Annotated in this window: 9 protein-coding genes, 4 tRNA genes and 2 rRNA genes; all 15 read right to left on the minus strand. The window is 50.5% G+C overall.

What is annotated here, in order from left to right:
* Positions 1–2 precede the first annotated feature (2 nt).
* Positions 3–362, minus strand: coding sequence for a PilZ domain-containing protein (locus PHR44_06295; protein MDD4910272.1), 360 nt, complete (start codon positions 360–362; stop codon positions 3–5).
* A 39-nt stretch (positions 363–401) separates the two neighbouring features.
* Positions 402–476 (minus strand) — tRNA-Pro (locus tag PHR44_06300).
* 68 nt (positions 477–544) lie between these two features.
* A complete protein-coding gene (locus PHR44_06305) occupies positions 545–1,534 on the minus strand; it encodes an NAD(P)-dependent glycerol-3-phosphate dehydrogenase (GenBank protein MDD4910273.1) in 990 nt (329 codons plus the stop codon).
* A complete protein-coding gene (locus PHR44_06310) occupies positions 1,528–1,899 on the minus strand; it encodes a PilZ domain-containing protein (GenBank protein MDD4910274.1) in 372 nt (123 codons plus the stop codon). Before PHR44_06310 ends, PHR44_06305 begins: the two co-directional genes overlap by 7 nt.
* Complete coding sequence (locus tag PHR44_06315) at positions 1,883–2,629, minus strand: thymidylate synthase (protein ID MDD4910275.1); 747 nt, start codon at positions 2,627–2,629, stop codon at positions 1,883–1,885. The genes PHR44_06310 and PHR44_06315 overlap by 17 nt, the downstream gene beginning before the upstream one ends.
* Positions 2,630–2,660: 31 nt before the next feature.
* A tRNA-Gly gene (locus PHR44_06320) sits at positions 2,661–2,734 on the minus strand.
* 33 nt (positions 2,735–2,767) lie between these two features.
* Positions 2,768–4,021, minus strand: coding sequence for a M48 family metallopeptidase (locus PHR44_06325; protein MDD4910276.1), 1,254 nt, complete (start codon positions 4,019–4,021; stop codon positions 2,768–2,770).
* Positions 4,022–4,223: 202 nt separating this feature from the next.
* Positions 4,224–4,682 (minus strand): hypothetical protein, encoded by a 459-nt coding sequence (locus PHR44_06330; protein MDD4910277.1) that lies wholly within the window; start codon positions 4,680–4,682, stop codon positions 4,224–4,226.
* Between the two features lie 12 nt (positions 4,683–4,694).
* Complete coding sequence (locus PHR44_06335) at positions 4,695–5,561, minus strand: transglutaminase family protein (GenBank protein MDD4910278.1); 867 nt, start codon at positions 5,559–5,561, stop codon at positions 4,695–4,697.
* 55 nt (positions 5,562–5,616) lie between these two features.
* Positions 5,617–5,699 (minus strand) — tRNA-Tyr (locus tag PHR44_06340).
* Positions 5,700–5,710: 11 nt separating this feature from the next.
* Positions 5,711–5,783 (minus strand) — tRNA-Thr (locus PHR44_06345).
* A gap of 7 nt (positions 5,784–5,790) precedes the next feature.
* Positions 5,791–7,275, minus strand: coding sequence for a Do family serine endopeptidase (locus PHR44_06350; protein MDD4910279.1), 1,485 nt, complete (start codon positions 7,273–7,275; stop codon positions 5,791–5,793).
* A gap of 13 nt (positions 7,276–7,288) precedes the next feature.
* A complete protein-coding gene (recA, locus tag PHR44_06355; protein ID MDD4910280.1) occupies positions 7,289–8,311 on the minus strand; it encodes a recombinase RecA in 1,023 nt (340 codons plus the stop codon).
* Between the two features lie 133 nt (positions 8,312–8,444).
* Positions 8,445–8,561, minus strand: a 5S ribosomal RNA gene (rrf, locus tag PHR44_06360).
* Between the two features lie 73 nt (positions 8,562–8,634).
* Positions 8,635–9,041, minus strand: a 23S ribosomal RNA gene (locus PHR44_06365); the annotation flags it as partial.

The raw sequence follows: 9,041 nt of genomic DNA on the forward strand, positions 1-9,041 counted from the left end.
CCCTATGTGTTTTCCCTCTTCAAATAATGATCCACGGTCTGCGTAAGCGTCTTCAGGTGCCTGTCGTCTATCTGCAGGAACTGCAGCCGCGTATCATATATCAAATCTTTTATTAATTCTCTGGACTCCAGGACCTTTGCCGTTATGCTTATAGAGTCGGGATCAAAGGGAAGCCGGATCTGCAAGGCAAGAAATGTGCCGGTATCGAACGGCCTGTTGGTAGTAAGCAGCATCCCGCCTAAACTTAAATTTTTGGTCTGTGACGTATCCACGTTATCAATATCTTCAAGGATACGGTAAGAAACTATGAACCTCGCCGCCACACGGGGCTGGCGCCTTCTTTCCTGTCCGCCGTAAGACATATCCGCACCTCCAGATATTCTTATGTTTACGAGTTAAAGTCGGGAAGGGCGGATTCGAACCGCCGACCCCCTGAACCCCATTCAGGTGCTCTAGCCAAACTGAGCCACTTCCCGTTCTTCTCTATATTTATCTTCGGAAGAACGGTACCGCCCTGTAATACCAATCGGCGGTACCTAGAAACTTATTCTCCTTTCTTAGACCGCGTCATAAGCTCATACACGGCCTGCCTGGGGCTCTTATTCCTGTAAATAACTTTATAGATCTCCGCGGCTATCGGCATTTCCACCGCGTATTTTTTTGATAATTGAAAAACCGACTTGGCAGTAGGGACCCCTTCGGCGACCATCTTCAATCTGTTTATGATCTCGGGCAATTTTCTGCCTTTGCCTATCTGCTCGCCCACTGAACGGTTCCTGCTAAACGGGCTTATGCAGGTAGTGACAAGGTCGCCCAGCCCGCTTATGCCGCTGAAGGTCTTCTCTTTCGCCCCCATAGCCGCGCCCAGGCGCTTCATTTCAACCAGGCCGCGGGATACGATCGCGGCCTTGGTGTTGGTGCCGAATCCCAGGCCGTCGGATATACCGCAGGCAATGGCTATGATGTTCTTAACGCTGCCGCCCAGCTCAACGCCTGCCAGGTCGTTATTGGTATAGACGCGGAACTTCTCCGTGCTGAATACATCCTGCAGAAAGGTATTCATCTTCCTGTCCGCGGAAGCCACAACCACGGTCGTAGGCATACCCTCCGCGACTTCGCGCGCGATCGTCGGCCCGGACAGCGCGGCGATCCTGATATTGCCCAGGACGTCCCTCGCCACCTCTGTCATCCTCATCAAGGTGCGGTTCTCTATGCCTTTTGTCACGCTTACGAATACGGCGCCGCGGCCGCAGCAGCCCTTCAGCTTCTTAAGCACGCCTCTTAAATACTGGGAAGGAACGGCAAGGATGATTATATCCTTACCCGCTGCCGCGTCCTTGATATCGGAGGTTATCAATATATCCGCTGGGATGCTTATGCCGGGAAGGAACTTCCAATTCACCCTCTCGGAATCAAGGACAGACACATAATCCCTGAACGCGCCCCACAAACTCACCTTATGGCCCTTCTTAGACAAAAGGACCGCCAGTGTAGTGCCCCAGCCGCCGTCTCCTAACACCGCGATGTTCAGCATATATAGTTCCTGCTCAGGTCCTTTTCTTCCCTGGTAATGAATTTTATACCGACTTCAAAATCGCCTTTCTTCCTGGGGAGCACGCGCACGACCTTTCCTATCACGCCCTTTTGATAAATAAAACACCTTCTCTCCAGGTCGGAACAGAAATGCAGCGTGCCCCTGTCAAAATTCAGCCATAATATGCTGTTGATCTTTACCTCGCTGTTTACGACGCAAAGCAGCCCTGTCTGGCTTACGTTGGAGGTGTACCCTTCAAGCAGTTTAGAGATCGTTTCCTTGCGGCATATCTTATATTGCAGCGGCGCGCTGAAATCAATGCGCTCAAACTCTCTCCTGTCTTCGCCCTTATAGTTTAACTTCATTTTTCTTTGTCCTCATCTTGGCAAGTTCCCAGCTGTATTCGTAGAGGTGAAGCCCTTTGCTCGCGGCGATGATCTCGCCGTCCTCAACCCCTATCTCTTCGGCCATATACTGCTTCACAAGCTGCAGCCCGCCCAGGTTTGAAGGAAACCCGCCCCAGAGGTCCCAGGAGCGGAAGTATAAAATGAAATGCAGCTTTCCGTAGCGTACGCGCGTATCTATGATCCTCAGGCAGGGCGGGTCAACAAGCTTTATGTCGGAAGGCATGCCTATCTCCATAGTCGCCTGATTCGTGCCGTGCCCGTCCCTTTTATACATATTGATCACTTCCTCTATCTGATTTACCCCCAGAGGCATCTCCTTAAACATCTCTTTGCCGTCCGTGTCGTGCCTTATTTTGACCTTGGGGTCCACCAGCCGCTCGCCGTAAGTATAGTCCTCCGTATTGGTCTTCTCTCCGGTAAGCAAATAGGAAAGATACCCCTGCACGTAATCCATATCCGTCGGCGCGGGTATGCTCATGCCTTCAGGGATGACCGGTATGATCTGGTGGGACGGCTTCCTGACGCGCACGGTCGCGAAATCAAACTCAAGCCGCCTCTGGTCCTTGTAACTGCCGCGCGTGATCGTATATACATGCCCTTTTTCCAGTATGGCCGACAGGCACTGGAACCAGGCATCGTCCAGGTCAAACGCCTCAATATGTACCGGTTTTAAGAATTGTTCTTCCATATGCCATACCCTTTCTAAAATAAAATACGTCTGGAGCGGGTGAACGGAATCGAACCGTCATATATAGCTTGGAAGGCTATTGTTCTACCATTGAACTACACCCGCGTAGATTAACGCAAGTTATTATTTTACCATAGATTATTGAGAAAACAAACCAGAAAAATTGCTTCTGATCGCCTCTATTCTTTTCAGCACTGGCGGGTGGCTGTAGTCCAGGAATACCTTGAGCGGATGAGGGGTAAGATTAGAGAGATTGTCAACCGTTAACTTTTTCAATGCCGTTATCATATCCTGCGGCCTCTTATATGTCCTGGCCGCGAACTCATCTGCCTGATATTCGTAGCGCCTGGAGAGAAAATTACCCAAAACCGAAAACAGCAGATTAATGGGAGTGTAGAGAAACCCGAAAAAGAACAGGCCGGCGTAAACCGATATATCCCGCATCCTGAAGGCGGAAAATAACCCCTCGTTACCTATGAAGAAAGACATTATGAGAAACATAAGGCCCGTGGTCGCGACGGACAAGCCCATAATTTTGAATATGTGCCTGTTTTTATAATGGCCTATCTCATGCGCCAGGATAGATACCAGTTCATCTACGGTGTGCCTCTGGATAAGGTTGTCAAACAGGGCTATCCTGCGGTATTTGCCGAAACCGGTAAAGAAGGCGTTTGATTTGCTGGAACGCCTTGAGGCGTCCATCTTAAAAATGCCTTTTAACTGAAAATCCTGCGATCGGGCGTAGCCCTCTATCGCCCTCTTAAGCTCGCCGTCTTCAAGGGGTATGAATTTATTGAAAAGCGGCATAATCACAACCGGGCCGATGAATACCAGGAACAGCTGGAGCAGCGAAACACCTATCCAACAGTAAACCCAGGCGCCCTTACCCGCCGCCGCGAACAGCCACATAACGAAGGAAAAAACCGCGCCGCCTATGACCGCGCCTAAAAGTAAGCCCTTGATTATATCAAGTATGAACGTCTTGGCCGTAGTCCTGTTAAAGCCGAATTTGCCCTCAATAACAAAAGTGCTGTATGCGGCAAAGGGAATATTGAATATTTGAAAGCCCAGCATCAGGATACCGGCAAAGATCAGTCCGCTAAGGATGTAGCCGCTTGAGACGCTTCTTGCGAACTGATCAACATAGTTGAACCCGCCTATGAGTATAAAGGTTATAATAACGGCGGTAAAGAAGGTGCCTTTGATCAACCTGAATTTCGTGGTCTCCTTCAGGTATTCCTGCGACTTCCTGTATTTCTCCGCGTCATAGGACCCTTCAAATTCCTTAGGCAGAACCGGCGAGGCATGCCTGAGGTTCAGCGTCTCCACCCCCAGCCCCAGCAGGTATTCGCCGATAAGAATTACTAAAATTACAATTAGATAGATACTCATTAAGATTGACATTCCCCACACGTAAGTGTGGGGTAACATTCCGCCTCAAGGCAGCGGGGCCTGCCGCCGAGATAATCAGAGCAATGCACCCCTCGCCCACAATACAACTACCCACTTTCCTATTCAATTCAGAAACAGTTTCTTACCTCTACCTGAAACAGTTTCCTACTATGCCCCTACTACAGCAATGACGTGAGGAATTCTACGCTAAAGCCCGGATCGCCCAGACGATAAATCGTATGAGAAGCAAGGAGAGATAAACAAATCCTATCTTGACCAATAAATTCTGCGACCAGAAGCGGGCGTAGGCATCCGAGAGTTTTATCTGTATATTATTCACGAGTTCCGCTTTTTCTAAGGCAGCGCTGATATTCGCGCTCCTGGCAAACTCCTCTATCCGCCTGCGGATAAGCTTTGATGAAGGATGATGGACCTCCTGGAGGAATTTCAGGAATGCCTTGCGGTTAGACACGTTGGAATAACCTATCTCAGGATAAACTTCTATAATATGGGCTGCCCTATTGGCAAACCTTACCTTATATTTCGGATAAACTATAGGTATGTCTCCGGGAGAGATAGAAGCAAAGGCATACCATATCACGATCATACCTGTCAGGATGAGCGCTTCTCTCGCTATGATCCTTTTGGCCGCCTTATCCATACTCTTATTATATCACTTACTGAAAAACCTGACAGCATCTATCAACTTCTCATTATTGGATCCATTGATTATCTTCCTGTACAGCTCCTCGCTTTTTTTGCGGTAACCAAGCAGGTGGTAGCCCCTGGCCTTCAGCATCTCAAACTCATAGGGGTCTTTAATGTCCGGCCTGATCTGCTCAAAATATCTATTCTGGATTATGTTTATTATCGGCCTGAGCATTCCTAAGGGAACCCAGCTCAAGAAATCTAACCTGTTGCCCTTTACGTTCAATCGATATATGGGGACGTTAGAATAAATATCCCTGAATTCCGGATCCGACCAACAACTCTCGCCGGAGCCTATCGCATCCTTAAGCAGCGGGTCGTTCAAAATGATACCCGGGTCTTCCCTGATATCGCTCTGACTGGCTAACTTGCCGTCTTTGGTAACGAGGCCGAGGCCATAGAGAAGATCTACCAATACCCATCTTTTATCCGGCGCCAGGACCTCGGCTACGGTATGCGGCGATTCTCCGGACTTCTTCAGAAGATATACAAGGCGGGACGTTATCCCTATGCCGCGCGCCAGCCTCATAAACACCAGGGAACGGGTATCGCAAAATCCCGTGCCGTAAAGCAGGTCGCCGATCTCCACGGAATCTAAAATGCGACGGTCTTTATAGACGGAATAAAGATTACCGTGCACAAACTTTCTGAGCGCGATGATCTTATCGTCGAAACCCGCGGCATTCTGAGTAACGCCGCGCGCGATATAATAACACATTACCTTGTTGTACCGCTTTTCGGTTATACGCCGGGAAAAAAGCCCGTACACAGCAAGCGACAACAAGGCCGCTATCAACGCTATGATCAGGATTATCGCTGATTTTCTCTTCATAAAACAAAGGACGGTTAAACCGTCCGTAGTTGTTTAAGGATAAATGAGAAGAAAATGGGCAGGGAGGGATTTGAACCCCCGAAGCACGAGTGCAACAGATTTACAGTCTGTCCCCTTTGGCCACTTGGGTACCTGCCCGAACCTTTTTAAGCTGGCGAAGGGAATCGAACCCCCGACCCGCTGTTTACAAAACAGCTGCTCTACCGACTGAGCTACGCCAGCGATGAATTTATTCTCCCTTTAGAATTATATATCCCCTGCTTGTCTGGACTAAGGCATTGCCCTTAATACGCGCGGTGATCTTTTCGTATTCGGAAAGAGTATCTATCTGCTGCCTGTTTATGGATATGATCACATCGCCAGGCATTATCCCCGAATCATCAGCGGGGCTTCGCGGCTTGACATCCACGACAACCAACCCCCTGTCCTGCTCCAGGCGGAACCTGCGGGCGATCTCCGGAGTAATTTCCTGAACCGTCAGGCCGCGCCATTGCCCTGCCTCTTCCGGAGCGGTTTTAAGCATTTCTTCCACATCATCGGGACGCTCCCCTATTTCTACCTGTAAAACGCTCGCTTTGCCGTCCCGTAATACTCCTATTTTCACCTTCGCGCCCACCTCTTCCCTGCCGACGATTTTAAGCAGTTCTCTTACACTGTCCACCCGCATACCGTCTATACTCTCTACGACATCCCCCGCCTTAATGCCTCCTTTTTCGGCAGGACTGCCCTTAAGGACATTGGCAACCAGCACTCCCTTACTCTCTTTTAAGTTGAAATGCTCGGCCAGGTCTTTATTCAGATCCTGCACCGTAACCCCCAGCCAGCCGTAAAGCACCTTCTTACCTTCTATTAACCTTCCTACGATCTGCTTTGCCGTGGCAGAAGGTATGGCAAAACCGATACCCTGATAGCCGCCCGTAACCGAGAATATCGCCACATTTATGCCGATGATCTCCCCTTTCAGGTTTACCAGCGGCCCTCCGGAATTACCCGGGTTGATCGCCGCGTCGGTCTGGATCAGGTCATTATAATCTCTGTCGCGCCTGCCTGTGCGCGGAAGCGAACGGTGCAAGGCGCTGATCACTCCCACGGTCACTGTCGGCTCCGGGCTGTGAAGGGCGTAACCGTAAGGATTGCCTATGGCTACCGCCCACTGGCCTATCCTGACCTCATCTGAATCTCCCAGTTCCGCGAAAGGCAGGTTTGAGGCGTTGATCTTTATCACCGCGAGGTCGGACCTGGGGTCTGTGCCCTTGACCTCGCCCTTAAACTCCCTGCCGTCGGAAAGGGTCACGGTTATTTTGTCCGCGTCCGCGACGACGTGTTCGTTCGTAAGCACATAACCTTCGGCGTCAATGATCACACCCGAACCCAATCCCTGCTTCTTAAATTCCCGCTCAGGCATCTGCCCGAAGAAATCTTCAAAAAACTTGTTGAATGAATCATCCCCTTCAAAAGGAGAGCCGAAATAATAACCGCGCCCCCCTATCTTTTCCGTCTGCTCGGTGCCTATGGAAACCACGGCCGGGCCAACCTCTGCCGCCACCTTCTCTATGGCGGTTTCCATGCTGTTTATGTCCGTGCTGAACGCTCCCGCGCCCGCGGTCTGGGCGTCGCTTACAGCGCTCAAACGCAAACGGGTGGAAATGACTATGCCGACCACCATGCCTATCGCTATACCAAAGACAAGAAAATACCTGTTTCTCTTCTGCATCTTATACCCCCTGCTATATCTTTATCGCCTCCCTGACCTTTTTCTCTATCTCCTGCATGATCTTTGGATTTTCCGCCAGGAATTGTTTGGCGCCTTCTTTTCCCTGCCCAAGCTTGGACTGCCCATAATTATACCAGGCGCCTGACTTCTGCACTAACCCGGCCGCCTCCGCGCTGTCAATGACGCTGGATATCTTTGATATGCCGGAATCATACATGATCTCAAATTCCGCCTCGCGAAAAGGCGGGGCGACCTTATTTTTGACCACGCGCGCCTTCACCCGGTTGCCCGTTATCCTTTCTCCCTCTTTTATTACCTCTTTTCTCCTCAGGTCGATCCTCACAGAGGCATAGAATTTAAGCGCCCTGCCGCCGGGTGTCGTCTCCGGGTTGCCGAACATGATACCTATCTTCTCGCGGATCTGGTTGATGAATATGACGCAGGTCTTTGATTTGCTTATCGCGGCCACCAGTTTCCTTAACGCCTGAGACATAAGCCGCGCCTGCAAGCCGACATGGGACTGGCCCATCTCTCCTTCAAGCTCTACGCGTGGGGTGAGCGCGGCAACCGAATCGATCACGATCACATCAACCGCGTTGGAGCGCACCAGCGTCTCGGCGATCTCCAGCGCCTGTTCTCCCGTATCCGGCTGCGAAATGAGCATATCCTTCAGGTTCACTCCGATCTTCTCAGCATAGATGGAATCAAAGGCGTGCTCCGCGTCGATAAACGCGGCGACCCCTCCCTTTTGCTGCGCCTGATGTATGATGCTCAGGGTCAAAGTCGTCTTACCCGACGACTCAGGGCCGAATATCTCAATGACCCTGCCTCTGGGCACGCCTCCCACGCCTAACGCGACATCTAAAGACAACGCGCCGGTAGGAATGGAGTCCACGCACACCTTAACGTCCGAGCCCAGCTTCATTATAGAGCCTTTGCCGAACTGCTTTTCGATCTGCGCCAGCGCCAGCTCCAGCGCCTTCTGGCGGTCGGACGCGTCAGCGCCTTTTGCCGGAATCTTTTTATCGTGAGTCATATGTTCCCCCCTTTACCTTTATATAATTTATGGTCTTATGTGCTGGTTAGAGAGATGATTATAACGCACAAAAAAAGCCATGTCAAAGCAAAAAAGACCCGCTATCCAATTAAGAATAGCGGGTCTGATTTTAAGCCGGCAACGACCTACTCTCCCGTACCAGTATTAGTATAGTACCATCGGCCCTGAAGGGCTTAACTGCCGTGTTCGGAATGGGAACGGGTGTTTCCCCTTCGGCAATGTCGCCAGCAAAATACAATGACAATTTTATATTACCAGACGTAGAGCAAACTACTCTATAACCGAGCTTAACCGATATTAAGAAAGTCAAGCCGATTGGCTGATTAGTACGCATTAGCTGAAACCCTTACGGGTCTTACACTTTGCGCCTATCAAGGTCGTAGTCTACGACCTGCCTTCAGGGGGATTGCTCCCCCAGGGATACTTATTCTTGAGGCATGCTTGGCGCTTATATGCCTTCAGCGCTTATCACTTACGGACATAGCTACCCAGCTTCTGCCCTTGGCAGGACAACTGGAACACCAGAGGTCCGCTTTTCTCGGTCCTCTCGTACTAGAGAAAACCCCTCTGCAAGTATCCTCGCGCCCACATCAGATAGAGACCGAACTGTCTCACGACGTTCTGAACCCAGCTCGCGTACCCTTTTAACCGGCGAACAGCCGGACCCTTGGGACCTTATACAGCCCCAGGATAGGATGAGCCGACATCG

The sequence above is a fragment of the Candidatus Omnitrophota bacterium genome, assembly GCA_028707125.1.
Lineage (GTDB): Bacteria > Omnitrophota > Gorgyraeia > Gygaellales > JAQTUX01 > JAQTUX01.